Here is a 22,333-nt window from a genome sequence, read left to right on the forward strand (position 1 = left end):
CGATTGACGTGCTGTTCCCCACTGGTGACACTCCGAAGGCGCGCAGCCCCCAACAGAAACCCCCACACTCACACACTCACACAGGAGTGACATGCGCCCACGATTCCTCCTCGTCGCCTGTCTCCCGCTCCTGCTCGCCCTGATCACCGCCCCGCCAGGTTCCACCCACCCAGGAGCAAGACCCGTGCAGCAGCCCCAGTACGCCGGCTATCTCTTCGCCTACTTCACCGGCGAGGGCACCGCCGACGGAGAGCAGATCCGCTACGCCCTCAGCCGGGGCGACGACCCGCTGCACTGGCGGGAGCTGAACCAGGGCAGGCCCGTGCTCACCTCCACCATCGGTGAGAAGGGGCTGCGCGACCCGTTCGTGATCCGCTCCCCGAAGGGCGACCGGTTCTTCCTGATCGCCACCGATCTGCGCATGTACCGCAACAGCAGCGGCAGTTGGGACGAGGTCCAGCGGCACGGCAGCAAGTCGATCATGGTCTGGGAGTCCACCGACCTGGTCCACTGGACCGACCAGCGACTGGTGAAGGTCGCCCCCGACAACGCGGGCAACACCTGGGCGCCGGAGGCCTACTGGGACGACTCGCTCGACGCGTATGTGGTCTTCTGGGCGTCGAAGCTGTACGCCGCCGACGATCCCGGCCACACCGGCTCGACGTACAACAAGATGCTGTACGCGACCACGAAGGACTTCCGCGCCTTCAGCGAGCCGAAGGTCTGGGACGACCCCGGCTACTCGGTCATCGACTCGACGGTCGTGAAGCACCGGGGCACCTACTACCGCTACACCAAGGACGAGCGGGACCCCAGCTCCTCGAGCCCCTGCTCGAAGTTCATCACCGCGGAGAAGTCGACGAGCCTGACCGACACGTCGTACGACTTCGTCGCGGACTGCGTCGGCAGTGGCGCGATGGAGCGCGGCGAGGGGCCGACGGTCTTCAAGTCCAACACCGAGAACAAGTGGTACCTGTTCATCGACGAGTACGGCGGCCGCGGTTACGTCCCCTTCGAGACGACCGACCTCGACTCGGGCAGGTGGACCCCGTCGACCGACTACCAGCTGCCCGCAAGCCCCCGGCACGGCACGGTCCTTCCCGTGACGCAGGAGGAGTACGACCGGCTGCTGGCCGCGTATCCCGCGAGCCCCGCCTCGATCGTGGACGCGACGGCCAAGGACCAGAAGGGTTACGCCGTCGTCACCGACTCCGCCTCCAAGGTCGTACTGCCGATGCGGCCGGACGCCGACCTCGCGCGCCTGGCCCCGAGGCTGTGGGCCGGTGCGGGTGCGACCGTCAGCCCGCGCTCCGGCACCCGGCGCGACTTCCGCAAGCCGCAGACGTACACGGTGACGGCTGCGGACGGCAGCAGACGCGTCTGGACGGTCGAGGCCGTCCGCACCCGCAGCCCGATCCTGCCCGGCCTCAACGCCGACCCGGACGTCCACCATCTGAACGGCGAGTACTGGATCTACCCGACGACGGACGGCTTCCAGGGCTGGAGCGGGACCCGGTTCAAGGCGTACTCGTCCAAGGACCTGGTCCACTGGAAGGACCACGGGGTCATCCTGGATCTCGGTCCGGACGTGAGCTGGGCCGACAAGTACGCCTGGGCGCCCGCGACGGCCGAGCGCGACGGCAAGTACTACTTCTACTTCTGCGCCGAGCAGCAGATCGGCGTCGCGGTGGCCGACTCGCCGGCCGGCCCGTTCAAGGACGCGCTGGGCAAGCCGCTGGTGGCGAAGGGCGGGGCGTGGAGCGGCCAGATGATCGATCCCGCGGTCTTCACGGACGACGACGGCCAGGCCTATCTGTACTGGGGCAACGGGCACGGGTATGTCGTCCCGCTGAACGACGACATGGTGTCGTTCGACGCGTCGAAGGTGCGGGACATCACCCCGGCCGACTTCCGCGAGGGCTCCTTCGTGATCAAGCGGAAGGGCACCTACTACTTCATGTGGTCCGAGGACGACACCCGCAGCGAGAACTACCACGTCGCCTATGCCACGGGACCGTCCCCGCTCGGCCCGTGGACCAAGCGGGGCACGATCCTGCAGAAGCGCCCCGAGTACGGGATCCTCGGCACGGGCCACCACTCGGTGGTGAACACCCCCGGCACCGACGACTGGTACGTCGTCTACCACCGGTTCGCCCTGAACGGCCCCGGGAGGCCGGGCGGTGACGGCATGCACCGGGAGACGACCGTCGACCGCCTGGAGTTCGCGGCCGACGGCACGATCGAGCCGGTGGTGCCGACACTGGAGGGCATCGGGCCCGTGCGGCGTTAGCTCAGTCCATTGTCGCGCCGATGGTGGTGCTGCCCGTGGTCAGGAACGTGGTCGCGGGCAGCGAGCCGTCGGACTGGCGGGCGTTGTAGGTGGTCGAGGCGTCCGTCGACCGGAAGGCCGGCGTCGGGATCCCGGAGTCCCAGTTGTTGCCCGCCGAGACGACCGAGCCGCCCTTGCTGACCAGGCCGCCGCCGTTGCTGACGGCGAGGTTTCTGCCGAGCCTGGCCGCGCCCGTGGCGAAGTAGTAGCCCCACTTGCCGTTGGCGTAGGCCGTCGTGCGGTTGATGGCGATGGCGCCGGTGTTGGAGTTCTCGGTGAAGCCGTTGCCGGCGTTGTCCCAGGCGGCCGAGTTGTTGACGACGTGCGCGACGACCTCGCCGTCACCGCCCAGCTTGTAGCCGTTGCCGTCGCCCGCGAACGCGGAGTCGGACCAGCGGTTCCTGCCGTTGCCGAAGGCCCAGGTGTGCTCGACGGTGACCGGGGAGGAGAAGGACCAGAAGTCGAGCCCGTCGTCCGAGTTGTTGTACAGGCGGGCCCCGGTGATCCTGTTCCCCGTTCCGGAGCCGAACTTCACGGCGATGCCGTCGGCGTTCTCGCCGTGGTTGGCCGGGTCGTAGTGGCCGTAGGAGTCGATGTTGCGGACCGTGTTGTTGACGGTGCCGTCTCCGGTGAGGGTGAAACCGGAGTCGCCGCCGTTGATGGTCTTGATGTTGTTCCAGTTGGTGCCGGTGCAGGACTGGCAGACGACCGCGCTGTCCGGGGAGTTCTGGAAGGTGATGCCCGAGACGTTCCAGTAGTCGGCGGTCAGCTTGAAGATCCAGCCGCCGTCGGGGAGGTTCGAGCCGTCGATCTTCACGGTCTCCGAGCCGTACGCGGTGAGCGTGATCGGAGACGACGAGCTGCCGTTGGCCGTGGACTGGAGCGTGGCCGTCGGGTAGTAGGTGCCGCCGCGGACCTGGATGACAGTGCCGGCGGTGGCGTTCCTGAGGGCGTTGGACAGATCGGTCGAGTTGCTGACGACCACGGTCGCGGCCTGTGCCTGGGTGGGGAGCACGGCCAGCCCGGTACCCAGGGTCAGGGCCGCCAGGGCGGTGAGGGCGGTACGACGAGACATGGAGTGCGGGTCCTTTCGTCGTGCGGTGTGGGGATTTACGTGTGGAGATCTAGGTGTGGGGATCTAGGTGTGGGGATTTACGGGGCTCACTGGACTTCGCGGGCCCTCCACGGCGTCCAGTCCCCCAGATACCCCTCACGGGTCACCGACCTGGCCTGCTCGGCGGTGAGTTGGGGCCGGTTGGCGGGGACGGTGACGACCGCGCCGAGGCCGGTGTTGCGGTACTCGGCGAAGCGCTGGTCCTGCCACGGGAAGCTGTCCGACATGTTGGTGTAGGGCGCGCGGGCGTCGATGCCGGGGCCGAGGTGGGTGTCGCGGACGGTGAGCGACGGATGGGCGGTCGGGTCGGAGCTGGGCACCCAGGGGCGGGCCAGCTTGTAGTACGCGTCGTGGGCCTCGCTGGTGACTCGGCTCCGGGTCACCAGGTAGCCGCGCGGGTTGGCACCCGCCGTCGAGGGTGCGAAGACGAAGCCGTACGGAGCAGATGACAGGTCGGTCCGGGTCAGGGTCCGGAAGTGGCAGTGCTCGTACACGGCCGTGGCCCGCCCGAAGACGAAGTCGACGTCGCCCTCCACATAGCAGTGCGCGAAGTACTGGCGGGCGAAGACGCCGAGGGCCATGGAGTCCGCGTACAGCGTGTCCTGGTGCCCGAGGAACCGGCAGTGGTGGAACGCGGACCGGTCGCCCTGCACCTTGATGGCGACGGCCTGGGTGCCGCTGACGCCGGGGTGGTCGGCGCGCAGCCAGTCGTTGGCGAAGGTGATGTCACGGGCGGTGAAGCCGTCGCCCTGGACGAGGGTGGTGGCGGAACCGGTGGTGCCGTAGGTGCCGCCGCCCGGCTTCGGCGTGCCGGCGGCGTTGTCGTGGACGATGACGACGTCACGCGGGTCGTCGCCGGCGCCGAGCCAGGTCATCTCGGTGCGGGTCACATCGACCGCGACCGTCTCGCGGTACGTCCCCGGCGCGATCACCAGCGTCCAGCCGCTGCCCTCGGCCGCGGTCACGGCGGCCTGGACGGAGGTGAAGTCGCCCTGGCCGAAGGGGTGGACGTACAGGGTCTTCGGGGTCGGGCGGGCGTCCGGCGAGCCGTACCGGCCGAAGGCGCACGGCCTGGCCCCGGTGGTGGCCCGCGCGGGGACCGGCGCGAGCGCGAGAGCGGCTGCGGCAGCGGTGCTCGCGGTGAGGAATCCCCTTCTGGACAGGGGGAGTCGGAGGTGGGGCGAGGGCATGCGGGTGCTCCTTTCGCAGGGCGGCTCGTGCGGGAGGTTGCCGGGGAGGGGCGGCCAGGGCTGCTGTGCGCCCCTCCCCCACCGGGTGGGTCAGCGCAGGCGGCCGGCGCCCGCGCGGTGATCGACGATCCCGGGCACCGCCTGGGGGTCGTCGACCTTCGTCCGCAGAGTGGGCGTCCACCCGGCCCCCGACTGGAGGGTCTCGCCGGGGATCTCGGCGTTGTGGACGGCGATGAGGTCCGTCGGCTTGCCGTTGACGTAGTTGTTCTCGGCGGTGAGCGGTGCCTCGTTCCACTTCTTCAGCGCCTTGCCGACGCTGACGCCGGGGGCCAACGAGAGGGCGTTGTGCGTGGCGTACAGCTGGGAGGAGGCGCCGATGCCGAAGACGTACGCGAAGTTCTGGTCCCCGGTGACGACGAAGTGGTTGTTGTACGAGTCGACCTGCCCGAACCGCACGCGCGGCGCCCGCTCGACGATCCCCTCGAAGCGGTTGTGGTGCAGGGTGACCTTGAGCTTGCCGGTGTCGGTCGAACCCGCGCTGTCGCTGTTTCCGATCAGCATGGTCTTGTCGTGATCGGTGAACGCGTTCCAGGACACCGTCACATGGTTGGCGCCGCGCACGACGTCAAGGAGCCCGTCGTGCTGCTGGTAGACCTTGCCGAAGTACGACGGCAGGGAACTGTCGGGGTAGCGGCCGTCGGTGAGGGTGTTGTGGTCGATCCACACATGGGTGGACCCGTACACCACCACGCCGTCGTACTCGGAGTTCCAGGCGCCGGTCTTGTTGTCGTCGGTCGGGTCCCACTGCGGGAAGCAGTCGATCGGGGCCTCGATGGTGAGGTTGCGCAGGATGACGTTGTCGACGCCCTTGATCTGGAGGCTGCCGCCGAGGATCCCGGAGCCCTTGCCGACCCCGACGATGGTGGTGTTGGCGGGGACGCTCGCCTTGATGGCCTTGTCCTGGCCGGCGGCGGACGCGGCCCGCAGCTCCTCCTGCTCACCGCTGACGGGGCTGTCGTGCCCCCACACCGCGGGGTCGTAGTCGGCGAGGTACCGCTGGAAGTCGTAGCCCTCCGCGGCGAAGGCGTCACACCCCTCCGAGACGGCGTCGATCATGCCATTGACCCTGATGATCCTGGGCGCGCTGCCGCCGTCGGCGAGCGCCTGCCGGAACTGCGCCCAGGTGGTGACGGTGTGGACGTGCGCGGTATCGGCGGCCGACCCACCGGTCGTGCCCGCGCCCTCCGAGCCCCATCCGTCACCGGCGGCGAGGACCTCCCGCCCGAGGTCCCGACCTCCGGCCTGCGCCGCCCCGGCGCCGGTACCGGTGAGGCCGAGCACGAGCGCGGTGCAGCCGGCGAGAACGGCAGCCTTCTTTGTGGCATGCCCATGCCATATCTGTATGTTCATTGTGCGGCTCTCTCCTCCACGGTCGGGGGGTTATGCGGTGGCGGTGGCCTGCGGCCAGGTGATCCAGGAGTCCGGGATCCCGTCGTCCAGCCGGCACACGTCCCGCGCGTTCAGCATCCGCGTACGCAGCATCTCCCGGGCCACAAGACGCGCCACGGCGATCGCGCCCGGCGGATTGAAGTGTGTGTTGTCCTGCTCGGTGGCGGTCCAGTTGAAGTACGTCTTCGTACCCTCGACCCCGAGCTCCTGCCACAACGCGAGCGACAGCGCCTGGATGTCGAGCAGCGCGACGCGCTCCTCCTGGGCGAGCGCGCGCATCGCCGCCGGATAGTCGCCATGGGTCGGCACGGCGTTGCCGCCCGCGTCGAACCTCCGCCGCTCGACGGCGGTGGCGAGCACGGGCCGAGCGCCCCGCGCACGGGCGCCGTCGATGTACAGCCGCAGACAGTCCTGATACGTCGACCATGGCTCGGTGTACCGCGTCGGGTCGGTGACCTTTTCGTCGTTGTGCGCGAACTGGATCAGCAGGAAGTCACCGGGACGGATGACCTGAAGGATGGCATCGAGCCGCCCTTCGTCGACGAAGCTCTTCGAACTGCGCCCGTTCACGGCGTGATTGGAAACGGGCAGCTGCTTGCGCAGAAAGAAGGGGAGCGCCATGCCCCACCCGGTTTCGGGTGCGGCGTCGGCGTATTTCTGGGCGGCGGTGGAATCACCGGCGATATAGAGGGTGCGACGGGGCTGGCTTGCCTCGGCGGTACCGGTGCCCGAGAGGGCGAGAGGAACAGCGGCGACGGCCGCAAGACCGACCTGTCTACGGGTGAGCGACACGACAGTGCCTTTCAAACGCGGGGGGTGGCAACCCCCCAGGGGCGCGGGGAACCGCGCGGCCGGCCACGAACGACCCGCGGCCGGCCGCACAGCAAAGCGACCGGGCTCTCAGCCGTTACGCGAAGTCCACTCGGCCTGAGCCTCATTCAGCTGACCGGCCATCGTGTCCAGAAACTCCTTGGCGCCCATGTCCCCGTTCAGCACCTTCTGGAAGTTCGGCTCGTTGTCGGCCTTGGAGATGGTGTTCCAGTCAGGCAGGTAGTACGGCAGCTGCACAATCGTCGTGGACCCGTCGGACAAGGCCGCCGCAGCCAACTTCGTGGGCTCGGCCTCCGAGATCCACGCATCCTTGGCGGCGTCGTTGTTCGCCGGCACCTGCCCAGCCGCCTTGTTGAACTTCGAGTTCTCCTCGTGCGACGTGGCGAACTCGATGAACTTCCAGGCGGCCTCCTTGTTCTTGGAACTCTTGAACAGGCCCATTCCATCAACAGGGTTCGACACCTGGATCCGCTTGCCGGCGGAGCCGACCGGCTGCGGAATGCCCCGGAACTTCTCGGTCCCGAGCGCCTTCACATGGTCCTGGTACGACCCCAGATTGTGGTTCAGCATGCCGATCGTGCCGGAATCCCACTGGGCGACCATCTTGGTGAAGTCGTTGTTGAGGTCGGCGGCCGGCGTGACCTTCTTGAACAGTGCGGCGTACTTCTCCAGCGCCGCCACGTTCTTGGGGTCGTTGACCGTCGTCTTGTCCCCGCCGGCGTCCCAGAAGGAATTGATCCCGGACTGCCCGTACATGGCGTCGAGCGCCTGCGCGATCGAACCGGCGCCACCACGAATGGTGTAACCGAACTCGTTCTTGCCGGAGTTCGTCAGCTTCTCCGCGGCCGCGTAGAACTTGTCCCACGTGGTCGGCTCGTCCAGTCCCGCCTTCTTGAACAGGTCCGTGCGGTAGTACAGCACACCGTTGTTCGCGGAGGTCGGCACCGAGTACAGCTTGCCGTCACCGCCGCCGGCCGCCTTCAGCGAAGTGACCATGTCCTCGTTGAGCTTGCCGTTGAGCGAGGACTTGGCGAGCCGGTCGTCCAGCGGCTCCAGTGCGTTCTGCGCGGCGAACCCGGCGAGCATCGCCGCGCCGACGCCGCCGACGTCCGGCAGACCGCCGCCCTGGATGGCGGTGTCCACCTTGGACTGGTAGTCGGTGGAGGGGATCCCGACGTACTCGACCTCGATGTCGGGGTTCGCCTTCTCGAAGTCGGCGATGATCTCCTTCCAGATGTCGGTGCGGACACCGCCGTTGTTGTCCCAGAAGACGATCTTCCCTTTGCCGCTGCCCTCGGCGCCCTTGTCCCCGCCCGCACTGCTCCCGTCGTCACCGCAGGCGGTGGCGGTCAGGGCGAGGACGGACCCGAGGGCGACGGCCAGGGCGGCGCGCCTGCTTCTGCGGATGCTGATCTTCATTGGTCGGCTCTCTTCGTTTCTGGATCCAGCGGGGACATGACGTGTGGGGGTCAGTGACGGGCGTCGCTCATCTGCGGCCGGTCCGCGGTCACGGCCGCGCCCGGTCCGAAGTTCCGGTACTCGGCGAACCGGGCGTCCTTGCACCCCGGATCAGCACCGGGGCGACCGCCGCAGGGCTCATCGCCCGGGTGCCAGGGCCGCCCCAGGACCTTCGAGTCGGTGATCAGGAACCCGTGCGGGTTCCCCGTCCAGCGCCGCGCGGCCGCCGAAGGGGCGTGGGCGGCGGCCTTCGCCTCGCCCATCGCGCCCAGTCCCGGGGCCGCGACCAGCCCCAGGACGGCGGCCACGGTTCTGCCGGCGGACTCTCGGCAAGCGCTTGCTACGGAGGTGCGTCATTGCGGCTCCCAACAGGCTCGACAGGCCTACGAGTGCGGTGGGTTACAAGGCGCTGATCCTGAACTGCGTGAAGGTCGCCGCGCCGGCGTGTCCCTGGCCGGCGGGAGCGAGACCGAACAGGCCCAGCAGGGCGCCGACCCAGCGCCAGGGCGTGGCGGCGAACACCGGCCCCGAGGAACGCGGGCCGTCCCCGACGTCGTAGCGGAACCGGCAGCGCGCCCCGGCCCCGATCTCGATCCGCAGCCGCACCCGCCCCTCCGGCGCGAGCCGCGCGTGATCGGCGTCCCGTTCCCGCTCCGCGACGGCCTCCGCGAACCGGTGCACGACCCGCACCTCGCCGTCCGCGCCGCGCTGGAGCCCGATCCAGCCGAACGCGTCCCCGAGCACCGCGAGCCCCGCCCGCGCCCCGGGTTCCTCGCTGTCCAGCCGCAGCTCGACCTCGACCGCGCACGGTGCCCCGGGCAGTCGCTGGGTGAGGATGTTCGGCAGTCTGCGCAGGTCGTGCGCGTGGGCCGAGCGGACGCAGGCCAGTCTCAGGCCGTCGCCGGAGTGCTGGGTGGCCCAGCCGTCCTGGGGGTTGGCGGTCCATGACCACTGGCGTCCGAAGCGTCCGCCGGGGAAGTCGTCGTCGGTGGCGGGCGCGGCGGCCGGCTGCGGCGGCAGATCGGGCGTGCGGTGTACGGCGACGGGGGCGCCCTCGGCCCCGAGCACCGGCCAGCCGTCCGCGCTCCAGCGCATCGGCTGGAGGTGGACGACCCTGCCGTACGCGCCCCGCTGCTGGAAGTGCAGGAACCAGTCCTCACCGGACGGGGTGCGCACCCAGCCGCCCTGGTGCGGTCCGTTGACGTCGGTGTCCTTCTGTTCGAGGACGATCCTCTCCTCGTACGGCCCGAAGAACGCGCGCGAGCGCAACGCGCCCTGCCAGCCGGTCTCCACTCCCCCGGCCGGTGCGAGGATCCAGAACCAGCCGTCGTGCCGGTAGAGCTTCGGCCCTTCGAGGGTGAACCATCCGGGGATCCCGTCGCCGTCGACGATCACCTTGCCCTCGTCGAGGAGTTCGGTGCCGTGCGGGTGCATACGGTGGCCGGTGAGGCGGTTCTTCACCCCCGACCGGGACTTGGCCCAGGCGTGCACGAGGTAGGCCTCGCCGGTCTCGTCGTCCCACAGGGGGCAGGGGTCGATCAGGCCCTTGCCCGCCTTCACCAGGTGCGGGCGGGTCCAGGGACCTCGGATCTCGGGGGCGTTGACCTGGAGGATGCCCTGGTCGGGGTCGCCCCAGAAGATCCAGAAGCGGTCGTCGTGGTGCCGTAGGGACGGGGCCCAGACCCCGCAGTCGTGGCGCGGTGCGGTGAACTCCCGCTCCGGCTCCAGGCGTTCCAGGGCGTGGCCGACCAGCGTCCAGTTGACGAGGTCCCGGGAGTGCAGCAGGGGCAGGCCCGGGGCGCGGCCGAAGCTGGAGGCGGTGAGGTAGAAGTCGTCGCCGACGCGGACGACGTCCGGGTCGGACCAGTCGGCGTTCAGGACGGGGTTGCGGTACACGTCGGTCGTCACTGGCTCACCGCCTTGCGGACCAGGGCCGCCACCTCGATGCGGGGAAGGTGTCCGTCGGCGACGACGGTGACGATCCGCCGGACGACGGTCTCGCCCGGCGCGACGGCCAGCCGTTCCTCGGACGCCAGCGAGGACCCGACGCCCGGGTACTCCTCGGCGCGCACGAACCACGGGTCCTGCCGGGTCTGTTCGGTGGCCCCGGCGAAGGCGAGCGTCCACGTGCTGCCCGCGAGGGCGACCCAGTCGGCACGGGTGCCGTGGATGGCTGCCTCGCCCTCGCGGTCGACGGTGAAGACCTCCGGGGGCCGGCGCTCCTTGCGGGCCCGCCAGAAGAAGCCGCCGTAGGCCGAGCCGGGCCGTCCGTTGGTCGCCGGGCTGCCGATCGACAGCGGCTGCGCGGTCACGTTGGTGAGGGAGAAGGTGAAGTCCAGCGCCCAGGCCGTGGAGGTCAGTTCGGTGGACGCCACCGTACGGCGTTCGCGCAGCAGCTCGGCGCCCGCCGCCACCCAGCGCAGTTCCTCGACGAAGCCGTCGGGGTCGCGCAGCTGGAAGGAGGTGTGCCGCTGGGCGCCGTGGTTGTCGAGTTCGGTCGGGCCCCGGTCGCGGACGTAGGTGCGCCCGCCCCAGAAGTTGGCCCCCTCGACGTCGGGAACGGCCACACCGACGCCGAGGTGGTGTGTGTGGTCGGCGGGGCTCAGCTCGGTGACCGCGGTGCCGGCCAGGGTGGTGACGGGGTGCAGATAGGGGCGCGGGGAGAGCCGGGGCGGCAGCTCGGGCCGGGTGACATAGCGGCCGACCGGTCGGCCCGCGACGCGCAGCACCGGGGTGTCCTGGGGGGTCATCAGGTGCTCACCTCTTTCGTTCGTGCCGGGAGCGCCCAGGGGGCGCCCAGCTCGGAGTAGAGGGCGAGGGTGTCGGCGGCGGCCGCGACCAGGCCGTCGATGCCGGGCACCACCCGGCGCTGCTCGCCGGGGAGCAGGCGCCAGGCCTCGGCGGGCAGCGGGGCCGGGTCGGGGGCCAGTCGAATCGCTTCAACCACCTTCATGAAAGCGCCCGTCGTGTCGGGTGTGACCAGCGGGTCGGTGCCGTCGGTGAGGTGCTCGACGAGGTTTTCGAGCAGGTCGGTGCGGCCGTACTCGAACTCCTCGGGGCCGTGGTTCGCGCGCTGGAGCAGGACGCGGTCCTGCTTGTACCAGAAGGTGATCCGGCCTTGATCGCCGTGGACGACGACATACGGCTCGTCGGGGTCCTCGGCGCAGAGGGTGGCGGCGACGACGATCTGAGGCCCGCTCGTGGTGACTCGGACGCAGGAGGTGTCGTCGGACTCGATGTCGTTGGCCCGCAGCAGCTCGGTCTCGATGCCGGTGACGTCGTCGGCGCGCACGGTGCCGCCCAGGGCGAGCGCGGTGGCGACGGCGTGCGCGAGCGGGTTGGTGAGCACCCCGTCGATCACGTCGACGCCGTTCAGCCTGCGCTTGCCCGCCCAGGGCGCCCGCCGGTAGTACGCCTCGGGACGCGCCCAGGCACCCGCCCCGCCGATGCCGGAGATCTCGCCGATCGCTCCCTCGGCCATCAGCGTCCGGATCACGGGCACGGCGCCCGAGCCCAGCGACTGGAAGCCGATCTGACAGACGACCCCGGCCTCGGCGACCCCGTCCGCCATGCGCCGGAACTCGGCGTACGACGGGGCGGGCGGCTTCTCCAGCAGGATGTGCACGCCCCTGCGCGCCGCCGTCAGCGCCAGGTCGGTGTGGGTCGGGATCGGCGTGCAGATCACCGCGATCCGTGCGCCGGTGGAGTCGAGGAGGGCGCCGAAGTCGGCGGACTGCTGCGGCTCCCCCAGGCCCTCAGGGATCTCCCGCGCGGTGAGCGGAGTCAGCTCGCAGATCCCCGCCAGCCGCACGATCCCCTTGTCCTGGAGCCGCCGGATGTTGTCGAGGTGCCAGCGGCCGTGGCCACGCGCGCCCGCGAGGACGATCGGTACGGCAGTGCTCATGGGATCCTCCCTGCGCCCGCGCCGCGTGCCACCGCTCGGTCGGCCGCCGCGCTGTCGATCTTTGCGTGCAGGGTAGGTGTCCGGCCGACGCCGGCTGGGAGGTCACGCTCGCTGATGTCCAGCGGACCGTCGTGGCGGAGGCCCAACAGAGCGGTCGGTGCATCTGTGTGACGGAGGCTCATCCCTTCACCGCCCCCGCGCTGAAGCCCGTGATCAGCCATTTCTGGATGAAGGCGAACACGATCACGACGGGTACGGCCGCGATGATGCCGCCCGCGGCGAGCGCGCCCACGTCGACGCTGTCGGCGCCCATCAGGGTGTTGAGGCCGACCGGGATGGTCTGCTTCTCCTGGTTGTTGAGGAACATCAGGGCGAACAGGAAGTGGTTCCAGGAGTGCACGAAGGCGAAGGAGCCGACGGCGATCAGACCGGGCCGCAGCAGCGGCAGGACGACGATCCTGAACGCCGTCATCCGGTTGCAGCCGTCGACCCAGGCCGCCTCCTCCAGGGAGTAGGGCACGTTCTTGATGAAGTTGCTGATCAGGATCATCGACAGCGGCAACTGAAAGACCGTCTCCGCGAGGATGACGCTGCCCAGCGAGTTGATCATCTGGAGCTCGGCGAAGATCTCGAACAGCGGCACCAGGAGCAGCGCGCCCGGCACGAACTGGGAGCAGAGCAGGGCGAGCATGAAGGCACGCTTGATCCTGAAGTCGAAGCGCGCGAGGGCGTAGCCGCCGGCCAGGGCGACCAGGGTCGTCATCAGCAGGGTGACGACGCCGACCAGCACGCTGTTCTGGAAGTAGGTGCCGAAGCTCCGCTCCGTCCAGACCTTCTCGAAGTGGTCGAAGGTCATCGGCCAGGGCACCAGCGAGGTCGAGCCGGACGGGCGCAGGGAGAAGAGCAGGATCCAGTAGAAGGGGATGAGGGTGAAGACCAGGTAGATCGACAGCGGGAGATAGATCTGCCAACGCGGGACCTCGTCCCAGGAGCGGTGCTTCCTCTTCGGACGGGGCGGTTCGGGGGCGACCGGCATGGGCGCGGGCGCGACCTGCGTGGCTTCCTTCACGCTCACTTGTCCTCACCTCCGAACTTGCTCAGCCGCAGATAGACGATCGAGCAGAAGAGCAGAATCACGAACGCGACCGTGGTCAGGGCGGACGCGTAGCCGAAGTTGTGCGCGTCGACGCTGGTGTTGGCGATGTACAGCGGCAGGGTCGTGGTCACTCCCGCGGGGCCGCCGCCGGTCAGCGTGTAGAGCAGGTCGACGTTGTTGAACTCCCACACCGCGCGCAGCAGCGTGGACAGGACGATCGCGTCCTTCAGATGGGGCAGCGTGATGTGCCAGAACTGCTTGATCCGGCCGGCCCCGTCGACCTCGGCGGCCTCGTACAGGTCCTTCGAGACGGACTGGAGGTCGGCGAGGATGAGGATCGCGAAGAACGGCACGCCGCGCCACAGATCGGCGACGATCGCCGCCGGGAAGACGGTCGAGGTGTCCGACAGCCAGCTGGTGCCGTAGGAGCCGATGCCGACGTCCGCGAGGTAACGGGTGATGCCCGTCTGGGAGTTGTAGAGCAGCACCCAGATCGCCGAGGTCAGCACACCGGAGACGGCCCACGGCGAGAAGACGAGCGCCCGGCCCAGCGCCCGGCCCGCGAAGGTCTGGTTGACGATCAGCGCGAGCGCGAGCCCGAACAGCAGCTGCAACCCCACCTCGACGAACACCCACTTGGCGCTGAAGACCAGCGTGTCCCAGAACAGCGGGTCCTCGGTGAAGGCGTGGACGAAGTTGTCGAGGCCCGTGAAGCCGTTCCGCCACGGCTTGGTGGGGTTGTACTCCTGCAGACTGTAGTAGAAGACGCTGATCACCGGGTAGGCGATGAAGCCCAGCATGAGCAGGGCCGCCGGGGCGATCAGCAGATACGGGAGCCTGCGCGGCGTGGCGGAGGCACGGCGTCGCCGGGGTGGCGCGGGCGGTTTCGCCACGGCTGCGGCTTGGGCCATGACTGGTCTCCGTTCTTGTACGTCGTGCGTGCGTACGCTGTTCGGGAAGCGCTTTCTCTCGTTGCGTGGTTGGTTCTTGGCCGTGCCTGGTGGTGCCGTGGTGGCGCCGTGGTTCAGCCCGCGTAGGGATCCGCGACCTTGCCCGGCCGGGCCAGGAACTCGAAGTCGCAGCCGGTGTCGGCCTGGGTGATCTGTTCGTTGTAGAGCGCGCCGTAGCCGCGCTCGTACCGTGCGGGCGGCGGCGTCCACTCCGCCCTGCGGCGCTCCAACTCCTCGTCGTCCACGTGGAGATGGAGCGTGCGCGCCTCGACGTCGAGGGTGATCAGGTCCCCGGTCCGCACGAGGGCCAGCGGTCCGCCGACGTACGACTCGGGCGCCAAGTGCAGCACACACGTGCCGTAGCTCGTCCCGCTCATCCGGGCGTCGGAGATACGGACCATGTCCCGCACGCCCTGCTTGAGCAGGTGGTCGGGGATCGGCAGCATGCCGTACTCGGGCATCCCCGGCCCGCCCTTGGGCCCGGCGTTGCGCAGCACCAGCACACTGTCGGCGGTGATGTTCAGCGAAGGGTCGTTGATGGTCCGCTGCATCGTCCTGTAGTCGTCGAAGACCACCGCGTTGCCGGTGTGCTTGAGCAGGTGCCGCTCGGTGGCGATGTGCTTGATGACCGCGCCGTCCGGACAGAGGTTGCCCCGCAGCACGGCGAGCCCGCCCTCGGCGGCGACCGGGTTGCTCCGGGGCCGGATGACGTCGTCGTTGTGCACGACAGCGCCCTCGATCTGCTCGCGCAGGGTGCCGCTCACGGTCCGCCGGTCAAGGTGCAGCAGGTCGGTGATCCGCGAGAGGAAGGCGGGCAGACCGCCGGCGAAGTGGAAGTCCTCCATGAGGTACGGCCCTCCACCGGGCCGTACGTTGGCCAGTACCGGCACCGAGCGCGCGAGGAGATCAAAGTCGTCGAGTGTGAGCGGGACTTGGCAGCGTCCCGCCATCGCGATCAGATGGATGACCGCGTTGGTGGAGCCGCCGAGCCCGAGCACCGTGGTGACGGCGTCCTCGAAGGCCTCGCGGGTGAGGATCTCGGACGGCTTGAGCGCGGTCCAGGCGAGCTCCACGGCCCGGCGCCCGGAGGCGGCGGCCATCCGCTCGTGCCCGGAGTCGACGGCCGGGATCGAGGAGGCGCCTGGCAGCGTCACGCCGAGGGCTTCGGCTGCCGCGGTCATCGTGGACGCGGTCCCCATGGTCATGCAGTGACCCGGTGAACGCGCCAATCCTCCCTGGAGCTCTCGTAGTTCACAGTCCGTCAGATTGCCCGCGCGGCGCTCGTCCCAGTACTTCCACATGTCGGTGCCGGAGCCGAGCGTCTCACCGCGCCAGTGCCCCGGCAGCATCGGCCCCGCGGGAACGAAGATCGACGGAACGTCGGCCGAGGCAGCGCCCATGAGCAGCGCCGGTGTCGACTTGTCGCAGCCGCCGAGCAGCACCGCCGCGTCGATCGGATACGACCGCAGCAGCTCCTCGGTCTCCATCGCGAGCAGGTTGCGGTAGAGCATCGGGGTCGGCTTCTGGTACGTCTCCGACAGCGTGGCGACCGGGAATTCGAGCGGGAAGCCCCCGGCCTGCCACACCCCCCGCTTGACCGCCTCGGCCCGCTCGCGCAGATGGACATGGCAGGGGTTGATGTCGGACCAGGTGTTGAGGACGGCGATCACCGGGCGGCCCCGGTACTCCTCCGCCTCGTAACCCAGCTGGCGCATGCGGGCGTTGTGCGACCAGGTGCGCAGCTGGCCCTCGGTGCCGTACCACTGGTGGCTTCTGAGCTCTTCGGGGCGCTTTCTGTCGGTCATATGGACCATCCGGCGGCGATGGCGGCGACCTCGGCGCGCTCGTCCTCGGGCAGTTCCCTGCTGGGCGGGCGGACGTCGCGGCGGCACAGGCCGAGGGAGGCGAGGGCCTCCTTGACGACGGTGACGTTGTTGGCGGAGCCGTTCGCGGCGCGCAGTTCCTCGAAGCGGCGGATCTGCTCCCAGACCTTCATCGCACCGGGGTAGTCCCCGGATCGAAGCGCTTCGATCATGTTCATGGAGACGGCCGGGGCGACGTTCACCAGCCCGGAGGTGAAGCCGGTGGCACCCGCGGAGAAGTACGACGGCGCGTACGGTTCGGCGAGCCCGGCCACCCATACGAAGCGCTCCAGGCCGGCGTCACGGGCGAACGCGGCGAACCTGGCGGCGTCCGGGACGGCGTATTTCACGCCGATGACGTTCGGGCAGTCGTCGGCGAGTTCGGCGAGGCGCGCGCCGCCGAGCTGGGCGTTGCGGATGTACGGGACGACACCGAGGTCGGGCACGGCGGCGGCGATGGCACGGTGGTAGTCGACCCAGCCGTGCTGCGAGACATACGGGTGCACCGGCTGATGGACCATCACCATCCGCGCGCCCAGGTCGCGGGCGTGCCGGGCGGAGGCGATGGCGGTGGGCACGTCGTGGCCGACGCCGACGAGGAGGGCGGCGCGGTCGCCGGCCTCGTCGACGGTCAACTCGGTGACGAGGCGGCGTTCTTCGGGGGTGAGGGTGTAGAACTCGCCGGTGTTGCCGTTGGGGGTGAGGGTGGTGACGCCCCCGTCGAGCAGACGACGCAGCAGGGCCCGGTGGGCGTCCTGGTCCACGCGGCCGTCCTCGGCGAACGGGGTCACCGGGATCGCCACCACATCGGCCAGGGCCGTCCGCTGGGGCTCGAACGTCGTTGTCATGCCGGTCCGTCCTCTCCCTGGGCCTCGACTCCCGCGTCCGGGAAGGCGCGTCGCACGAACGACGCGATGTGGGCGTGCAGGGCACGTGCGGCGCCGTCTGCGTCCCCTTCGAGCGCCAGCCGCAGGATCTCCCGGTGCTCGCCGGCCTCCCGCTCCCAGGAGGGCGAGGCGGCCCAGGCGACGGCGGAGACGAGCGCGGCCTGATCGCGGACTTCGTCGAGCATGCGGCCGAGCAGCGGGTTGCCGCACGGCAGGTAGAGGGCGCGGTGGAACTCCCGGTTGGCGAGCGACCGTTCGGCGGTGTCGGTGGCGGCGTCGGCGCGGGTCAGCGCGTCACGGGCGGCGTCGAGGGAGGCGCCGCGCCGCACGGCCCGCTTGAGCGCCTCGGGTTCGAGGAGCAGCCGCACGTCGTAGACCTCGCGCGCCATGTCCGCGTCCACCATGCGCACCGTGACGCCCTTGTACTGGTTCATCACGACCAGCCCGGTCCCGGCCAGCGTCTTGAGCGCCTCGCGCACCGGGGTCTTCGACACCCCGAACTGCGCGGCGAGCTCGGTCTCCACCAGGGCCTGACCTGGCGTCAACTGTCCGGTGAGGATGCGGCGTTTGATCTCCTCCAGCACGTACTGCGTGCGGGAGGGGATCGGCGTGGGCACAGAGGTCATGCGCGCCTCTCGGATCTTCGCGGGATGGCTCTCGCGTATGGGATCTCACGTATCGCGTCTCATATATGACGTACGAAGTACGACGCGATGAAGGTAGGAGGGGGCGCATGATTCGTCAACGCTTCTGACAAAGGAAGTTGGGCAGGGGGCAAGGAGGTTGGGGGTGGACACCACGTCCCCGGACCGATCCGCGCCGGTCAGGCGAGGGAGGGATGCCACCGGGCGGGCGGCGACGGGAACGCCGGGTGATCCTCGCCGTCCGCCGGGAGACCTCGTACCGGATTCCCGCCCTACGAACCCCGCTTCCAGCCCGGATCCCGCCCGCTCAGCCCCACCGCCCGGTCCAGCAGGGGCGCCTCGTCCGGTACCGGGACGACCGGGCCGAAGATGCCGCCGCCGCGGTCGCCGGCGTCGGCTGCGGCGCGCAGGAAGTCGTGGGACATCCGAAGGGCGGCCGGGTCCGGCGCGTACGGCTGCCCTGTGGCCACCGCCAGGTCCCAGGCGTGGATCACCAGCTCGTCCACGGCCACCGCGCCGGCCACGGCACCCGGCAGGTCCACGCCGCCCGCGCGGGTCATGCCGGTCCAGGCGTCCGGGGCGCGCCACACGTCGGCCAGCTCGTCGAGCACCTTGGGCAGCTCCTCGCGCCAGCCCGGGCCGATGTCCGGGAGCGCGGATTCCGGGTTGGTGTCGGTGGTGGGGCCCAGGTCCTTGCGGCCGGCGTCACGGAAGGCGACGGACAGGCCGAGCAGATGCCCCAGCATGTTGCGCACCGCCATGTCAGGGCATGGCGTCGGCGCCGAGAGCTGCTCGTCGGTGACTGCGTCCGCGAGACGGGCGACGACGCGGGTCTGCGGTCCTAGGTCAAGGGTCGTGTCGGTCATGGGCAGGCTCCTCACAGATCTGTTCCTGAAAGGTGGACCGGCGGCGGGGACGAAACTCATCGGCGGCGTCTTCCCGCCCGCGAAGGGGATGACCAGGTTGCCCTTGATGTGATGGACGATGTCCCACGCGGTGTGCGGCAGCCAGGCGCTGCCGATGAAGGTCCACGACTCCAGGCCGCGATGGGCGACGTAGGCGGTACACACTCTGCCCAGCGGCTCCCCGCAGCTGATTAGGGCACTTGCCCGATCCCCGCACCCCCGCCTTAGCCGCACAGTGGCCAGGCATGACGATCAACGCTCCCCGGGCCCTCCCGCCCGTCCTGCGCGATCGCAACGCCGGTCTCTATCTCGCCGGCGTAGTGGTCTCCGGTTTCGGTACCTCGGCGCTGTGGCTGGTGTCCGGTGTGTGGGTCAAGGACCTCACCGGCTCCGACGGCCTGGCCGCGCTGTGCGTGCTCGCCATGTGGGCGCCCACACTGGCCGGCCCCCTGCTCGGCACGCTCGCCGACCGCGGCCGCCGCAAGCCCCTGCTGATAGCCACGAACCTGCTCCTGGCCGCGCTGCTCCCGAGCCTGTTCCTGGTCGACTCACCGGACCGGGTGTGGCTCGTGTTCGCCGTCCTGTTCGCCTACGGCGCCGCGGGCGTGGTCCATGACGCCGCCGAGTCGGCCCTCGTCGCCACCGCCGTCCCCGCCTCCCTGCTCGGCGACTTCAACGGGCTGCGCATGACCGCCACCGAGGGCATGAAGCTCCTCGCCCCGCTGGCCGGCGCCGGTGTCTACGCGGCGTACGGCGGCGCGAGCGTCGCGCTGCTCGACGCCGTCACCTTCGTGCTCGCGACCGGCCTGTACGCGTGCCTGCGGGTCCGCGAGAGCAGGCCGGAGCCGCCGGCCGGGGGCTGGCGGGCGCAGACCGTCGAGGGCGCCCGCTATCTGTGGGCGCACCCCCGGCTGCGTCCGCTCGTCCTGGCCGGCGGCACCACCATGCTGTTCGCCGGGCTCAACGGCGCGATGATCTACGCCGTCATCGACGGCCTCGGGCACGCTCCGGCGTACGCCGGTGTGCTGTACGCCGTCCAGGGCGCCGGTTCGGTGGTGATCGGGCTGCTGTCCGGCCCGGCGCTGCGCCGCCTCGGCGAGCGCCGTTTCGCCGCGTACGGCATCGCCCTGACGGCCGTCGCCGCGGGCCTGCGGGCGATCCCGTCCGACCCGGTGGCGCTGGTGTGCAGCGCGGCGGCCGGCGTGGGGCTGCCGTGCGTCCTGATCGCCGCGCTCACGGCCGTGCAGCGCGAGACGCCGGAAGCGCTGCTCGGCCGTACGGCCGCCACGGCCAACACGCTTGTCTTCACGCCGAACGTCGTCGGGCTTGCGGTGGGCGCGGCCCTGGTCGAACTGCTCGACGTACGGCTGCTGTTGGCGGTACTGGGCCCGGTTTGGCTGCTGAGCGCCGTACCGCTGCTTCAGAGCGCGGCGAGACCTTCCCGTACCGCTGCCAGGTCCCCGTCCGACGCCAACCCCGCGTGATAGAGCCGGAGCTCCGTGGCCCCGAGCTCACGCGCGCGTGCCGCGTCCGACGCCAGCGTGCCGGGGCTGCCGCCCATCCCGGAGACCACACCGAGGTTGGCGGCGACGACCGCGCCCTCGCGCCCCTGCTCGGTGAAGGGCGTCAGCAGACCGGGCCCGCCCGCGCAGGGCACGACCACGCCGTCCGCGACGGAGAGGATGTGCTCGGGGTCGACGCCCGGGTTGGCGCCGACGTGATACGTCACGGGGTCGGCGTGCAGCAGGATCTGGAAGCCGTCGGGGGCGGCGGCACGGACCGCCCGGACCGCCGTCTCCTGGAGTGTGCGGGCGGTTTCGTCGCGCCACGCGCGCGTGGCCGCCGCCGTCCGCGAGCCAAGCAGCTTCTCGACACCGGCCCAGCCCCCGTCGTCCGGCGCCCCCTGCCAGAGCGGCTCCAGGGCGGCGCGTACGGCGGCCGCCAGCTCGTCGGCGTCGAGGCCCTGGGCGCCGTAGCCCTTCTCGCAGGTCGGGCAGAAGCAGAGGGACATCAGGTACATCCCGGCGTCCCCGAGCGGGACCCCGGCCGTCTTGTCGTGGGCGTGCAGATGCTGCAGGCCGTACCAGCCGAGGGACTCCAGTTCGGTGCCGCGCGCCCCGGGGCGTACGGCGGCCTCGGCGGCCAGGTCGACGAGGTACGCGCGCGTGGCGGGCTGGGCGATGCACGGGGCCCAGGGGTAGCGGTCGCCGTAGGCGTTGACGACCGAGGTGGCCGGATGCTCGCCGCCCAGGCGGGAGTTGTGCGCGATGACGACCCAGGTGTGCACCTCCAGACCCGCGTCCGCGAGCGCGGCGGCCGCCTCGCCGAAGGCGTCGCCGGGTGCCCAGTCGCCTGCGGCGTAGGGGTGCAGCTCCCGGCCCTTCCAGCGGTCGTCCGCCGGGTAGAGCACGGCCGCGTGTTCGGCGGTGACGATGCGGTGGCGCGGATGGCGGGGGGTGAGGGCGCGGGTGGAGTGGTAGGCGGCGGCGAGCGTCACCTGGCGTACACCGAGGGCGGCGATCCTGTCGGGTGCCTGCGGGTCTCCGTTGACGTCCCAGGGGTAGACGAATGTCGACGCCTTCACTTGGCCGCCTCCGGGTCCTTCTCCAGCAGCGCGTAGCCGCGCTCGATCACCTGGGCGAGCTGCTTGACATGATCCTCGCTGGGCTCGTGCAGCGGCGGCCGCACCTCCCCAACGTCCAGCCCCCGCAGCCGTACGCCCGCCTTGACGAGGGCGACGGCGTAGCCGCGGCCCTGGGCGCGCAATTCGACGAACGGCCGGTAGAAGCCGTCCAGGAGACGGGTGACGGTCGCCTCGTCGCCGGCCTCCAGCGCCCCGTAGAAGGCGAGGGCGATCTCGGGGGCGAAGCAGAACACGGCGGAGGAGTAGAGCGTGACGCCGAGGGCGCGGTAGGCGAGCTGGGTCTGTTCGGCGGTCGGCAGGCCGTTGAAGTAGAGGAACTCGCCGGAGAACTCGGTGCGTACGGCGCTGACGATCCGCTGCATGAGGTCCAGGTCGCCGAGGCCGTCCTTGAGGCCGATGACGCCGTCCGTGCGGGCCAGTTCGACGACGGTGGCCGGGGTGAACACGGCGTTGTCGCGCTGGTAGACGATGACGGGCAGCGCGGACGCCGCCGCGATCTCCTTGTAGTGCCGCAGCAGCCCCTCCTGCCCGGCGACGACGAGATACGGCGGCATGGCCAGCAGGCCGTCCGCGCCTGCCGCCTCGGCGAGCCTCGCGTACCGCACCGCGAGGGCGGTGCCGTACCCGGCGCCCGCGACGACCGGCACACGTCCGTCCGCCGCCTCGACGGCCGCCCGCACGCACGCCTCGTACTCCTCGGGCGTGAGCGCGTGGAACTCCCCGGTGCCACAGCAGGCGAACACGGCGGCGGCCCCGGCCTCCACGCCCCGGCGCACATGGGTGCGGTAGGTGTCCAGGTCGACCGAGCCGTCGGGGCCGTAAGCGGTGACGGGGAAGAACAGCGGCCCGCCGGGGATGCTCAGGCGTGCGGCAAGAGGGGCTGACGTCACGGGCTCTCCCTAATAACGAAGACGACTGCACAACGAGGACGGCTGCGTAGCGTGGACGAACTCCATGCAGAATTCTGATCAGAGTTTACATTTATGAACACGTACCACACCACCCTTGACGGGCAAGGTCGGTGATCCTTAGCTTGTCCATGAATGTGAATATCGTGCGTGCATACAGAC

19 protein-coding genes and 1 pseudogene are annotated in these 22,333 nt (G+C 70.3%); 2 read left to right on the plus strand and 18 right to left on the minus strand.

All coding sequences use genetic code 11. The features are described 5' to 3' along the window. The first annotated feature begins 91 nt into the window (after positions 1-91). Positions 92-2,290: a glycoside hydrolase family 43 protein gene (locus ACZ7NC_RS34275; RefSeq protein ID WP_471494065.1), complete on the plus strand. Its 2,199-nt coding sequence runs from the start codon at positions 92-94 to the stop codon at positions 2,288-2,290. Position 2,291: 1 nt separating this feature from the next. Here the strand turns inward: ACZ7NC_RS34275 and ACZ7NC_RS34280 are convergent, their stop codons facing one another. The 16 genes and pseudogenes from ACZ7NC_RS34280 to ACZ7NC_RS34355 all read right to left on the minus strand — a co-directional run. Then, entirely contained in the window at positions 2,292-3,404 is a 1,113-nt protein-coding gene (locus tag ACZ7NC_RS34280; protein ID WP_471494067.1) for a right-handed parallel beta-helix repeat-containing protein, read from the minus strand. An 86-nt stretch (positions 3,405-3,490) separates the two neighbouring features. Next, a complete protein-coding gene (locus ACZ7NC_RS34285; RefSeq protein ID WP_471494069.1) occupies positions 3,491-4,633 on the minus strand; it encodes a pectinesterase family protein in 1,143 nt (380 codons plus the stop codon). A gap of 90 nt (positions 4,634-4,723) precedes the next feature. Continuing rightward, on the minus strand, positions 4,724-6,043 hold the full coding sequence (locus tag ACZ7NC_RS34290; protein WP_471494071.1) for a pectate lyase family protein: 1,320 nt from the start codon (positions 6,041-6,043) through the stop codon (positions 4,724-4,726). 30 nt (positions 6,044-6,073) lie between these two features. Continuing rightward, positions 6,074-6,874, minus strand: coding sequence for a rhamnogalacturonan acetylesterase (locus ACZ7NC_RS34295; protein ID WP_471494073.1), 801 nt, complete (start codon positions 6,872-6,874; stop codon positions 6,074-6,076). A gap of 108 nt (positions 6,875-6,982) precedes the next feature. After that, the gene (locus ACZ7NC_RS34300; RefSeq protein ID WP_471494076.1) at positions 6,983-8,332 is read right to left on the minus strand and encodes an ABC transporter substrate-binding protein; all 1,350 of its coding nucleotides are present in this window, start codon (positions 8,330-8,332) and stop codon (positions 6,983-6,985) included. Between the two features lie 50 nt (positions 8,333-8,382). Then, positions 8,383-8,679 carry a hypothetical protein gene (locus tag ACZ7NC_RS34305; protein ID WP_471494079.1) on the minus strand — a complete coding sequence of 99 codons (297 nt, stop codon included), beginning with the start codon at positions 8,677-8,679 and terminating at the stop codon, positions 8,383-8,385. 91 nt (positions 8,680-8,770) lie between these two features. Further along, complete coding sequence (locus tag ACZ7NC_RS34310) at positions 8,771-10,279, minus strand: glycoside hydrolase family 43 protein (protein ID WP_471494081.1); 1,509 nt, start codon at positions 10,277-10,279, stop codon at positions 8,771-8,773. Further along, entirely contained in the window at positions 10,276-11,121 is an 846-nt protein-coding gene (locus ACZ7NC_RS34315) for a DUF6807 domain-containing protein (RefSeq protein ID WP_471494083.1), read from the minus strand. Before ACZ7NC_RS34315 ends, ACZ7NC_RS34310 begins: the two co-directional genes overlap by 4 nt. Beyond that, complete coding sequence (locus ACZ7NC_RS34320; protein ID WP_471494086.1) at positions 11,121-12,275, minus strand: Gfo/Idh/MocA family protein; 1,155 nt, start codon at positions 12,273-12,275, stop codon at positions 11,121-11,123. The genes ACZ7NC_RS34315 and ACZ7NC_RS34320 overlap by 1 nt, the downstream gene beginning before the upstream one ends. A 178-nt stretch (positions 12,276-12,453) precedes the next feature. After that, positions 12,454-13,350: a carbohydrate ABC transporter permease gene (locus ACZ7NC_RS34325; protein WP_471494089.1), complete on the minus strand. Its 897-nt coding sequence runs from the start codon at positions 13,348-13,350 to the stop codon at positions 12,454-12,456. Then, positions 13,347-14,282 carry a carbohydrate ABC transporter permease gene (locus ACZ7NC_RS34330; protein WP_471494092.1) on the minus strand — a complete coding sequence of 312 codons (936 nt, stop codon included), beginning with the start codon at positions 14,280-14,282 and terminating at the stop codon, positions 13,347-13,349. Before ACZ7NC_RS34330 ends, ACZ7NC_RS34325 begins: the two co-directional genes overlap by 4 nt. 113 nt (positions 14,283-14,395) lie before the next feature. Next, positions 14,396-16,126 (minus strand): L-arabinonate dehydratase, encoded by a 1,731-nt coding sequence (gene araD / locus ACZ7NC_RS34335; protein ID WP_471494095.1) that lies wholly within the window; start codon positions 16,124-16,126, stop codon positions 14,396-14,398. Beyond that, positions 16,123-17,031: a dihydrodipicolinate synthase family protein gene (locus ACZ7NC_RS34340; RefSeq protein ID WP_471494098.1), complete on the minus strand. Its 909-nt coding sequence runs from the start codon at positions 17,029-17,031 to the stop codon at positions 16,123-16,125. The genes araD and ACZ7NC_RS34340 overlap by 4 nt, the downstream gene beginning before the upstream one ends. Further along, on the minus strand, positions 17,028-17,696 hold the full coding sequence (locus ACZ7NC_RS34345) for a GntR family transcriptional regulator (protein WP_471494100.1): 669 nt from the start codon (positions 17,694-17,696) through the stop codon (positions 17,028-17,030). The genes ACZ7NC_RS34340 and ACZ7NC_RS34345 overlap by 4 nt, the downstream gene beginning before the upstream one ends. A 290-nt stretch (positions 17,697-17,986) precedes the next feature. Further along, a complete protein-coding gene (locus tag ACZ7NC_RS34350) occupies positions 17,987-18,580 on the minus strand; it encodes a TIGR03086 family metal-binding protein (RefSeq protein ID WP_471494203.1) in 594 nt (197 codons plus the stop codon). A gap of 90 nt (positions 18,581-18,670) precedes the next feature. Then, positions 18,671-18,853: pseudogene (locus tag ACZ7NC_RS34355) on the minus strand (DUF6010 family protein); the annotation flags it as partial. Between the two features lie 11 nt (positions 18,854-18,864). On the opposite strand from ACZ7NC_RS34355, the gene ACZ7NC_RS34360 reads away from it, so the two are divergent. Further along, positions 18,865-20,103 (plus strand): MFS transporter, encoded by a 1,239-nt coding sequence (locus ACZ7NC_RS34360; RefSeq protein ID WP_471494102.1) that lies wholly within the window; start codon positions 18,865-18,867, stop codon positions 20,101-20,103. Here ACZ7NC_RS34360 and ACZ7NC_RS34365 read toward each other — a convergent pair. Then, on the minus strand, positions 20,040-21,203 hold the full coding sequence (locus ACZ7NC_RS34365; RefSeq protein ID WP_471494105.1) for a hypothetical protein: 1,164 nt from the start codon (positions 21,201-21,203) through the stop codon (positions 20,040-20,042). The two genes, ACZ7NC_RS34360 and ACZ7NC_RS34365, sit on opposite strands and share 64 nt — an antisense overlap. Beyond that, positions 21,200-22,153 carry a 5-dehydro-4-deoxyglucarate dehydratase gene (locus ACZ7NC_RS34370; RefSeq protein ID WP_471494108.1) on the minus strand — a complete coding sequence of 318 codons (954 nt, stop codon included), beginning with the start codon at positions 22,151-22,153 and terminating at the stop codon, positions 21,200-21,202. The genes ACZ7NC_RS34365 and ACZ7NC_RS34370 overlap by 4 nt, the downstream gene beginning before the upstream one ends. Positions 22,154-22,333 lie beyond the last annotated feature (180 nt).

Source organism: Streptomyces sp. NPDC111802 (genome assembly GCF_055634335.1).

Coding starts and splice junctions, on each gene's coding strand:
- ACZ7NC_RS34300 (WP_471494076.1), bottom strand. CDS start 8,332: ATGAAGATCAGCATCCGCAGAAGCAGGCGCGCCGCCCTGGCCGTCGCC.
- ACZ7NC_RS34360 (WP_471494102.1), top strand. CDS start 18,865: ATGACGATCAACGCTCCCCGGGCCCTCCCGCCCGTCCTGCGCGATCGC.
- ACZ7NC_RS34345 (WP_471494100.1), bottom strand. CDS start 17,696: ATGACCTCTGTGCCCACGCCGATCCCCTCCCGCACGCAGTACGTGCTG.
- ACZ7NC_RS34315 (WP_471494083.1), bottom strand. CDS start 11,121: ATGACCCCCCAGGACACCCCGGTGCTGCGCGTCGCGGGCCGACCGGTC.
- ACZ7NC_RS34285 (WP_471494069.1), bottom strand. CDS start 4,633: ATGCCCTCGCCCCACCTCCGACTCCCCCTGTCCAGAAGGGGATTCCTC.
- ACZ7NC_RS34340 (WP_471494098.1), bottom strand. CDS start 17,031: ATGACAACGACGTTCGAGCCCCAGCGGACGGCCCTGGCCGATGTGGTG.
- ACZ7NC_RS34275 (WP_471494065.1), top strand. CDS start 92: ATGCGCCCACGATTCCTCCTCGTCGCCTGTCTCCCGCTCCTGCTCGCC.
- ACZ7NC_RS34350 (WP_471494203.1), bottom strand. CDS start 18,580: ATGACCGACACGACCCTTGACCTAGGACCGCAGACCCGCGTCGTCGCC.
- ACZ7NC_RS34320 (WP_471494086.1), bottom strand. CDS start 12,275: ATGAGCACTGCCGTACCGATCGTCCTCGCGGGCGCGCGTGGCCACGGC.
- ACZ7NC_RS34280 (WP_471494067.1), bottom strand. CDS start 3,404: ATGTCTCGTCGTACCGCCCTCACCGCCCTGGCGGCCCTGACCCTGGGT.
- ACZ7NC_RS34290 (WP_471494071.1), bottom strand. CDS start 6,043: ATGAACATACAGATATGGCATGGGCATGCCACAAAGAAGGCTGCCGTT.
- araD (WP_471494095.1), bottom strand. CDS start 16,126: ATGACCGACAGAAAGCGCCCCGAAGAGCTCAGAAGCCACCAGTGGTAC.
- ACZ7NC_RS34330 (WP_471494092.1), bottom strand. CDS start 14,282: ATGGCCCAAGCCGCAGCCGTGGCGAAACCGCCCGCGCCACCCCGGCGA.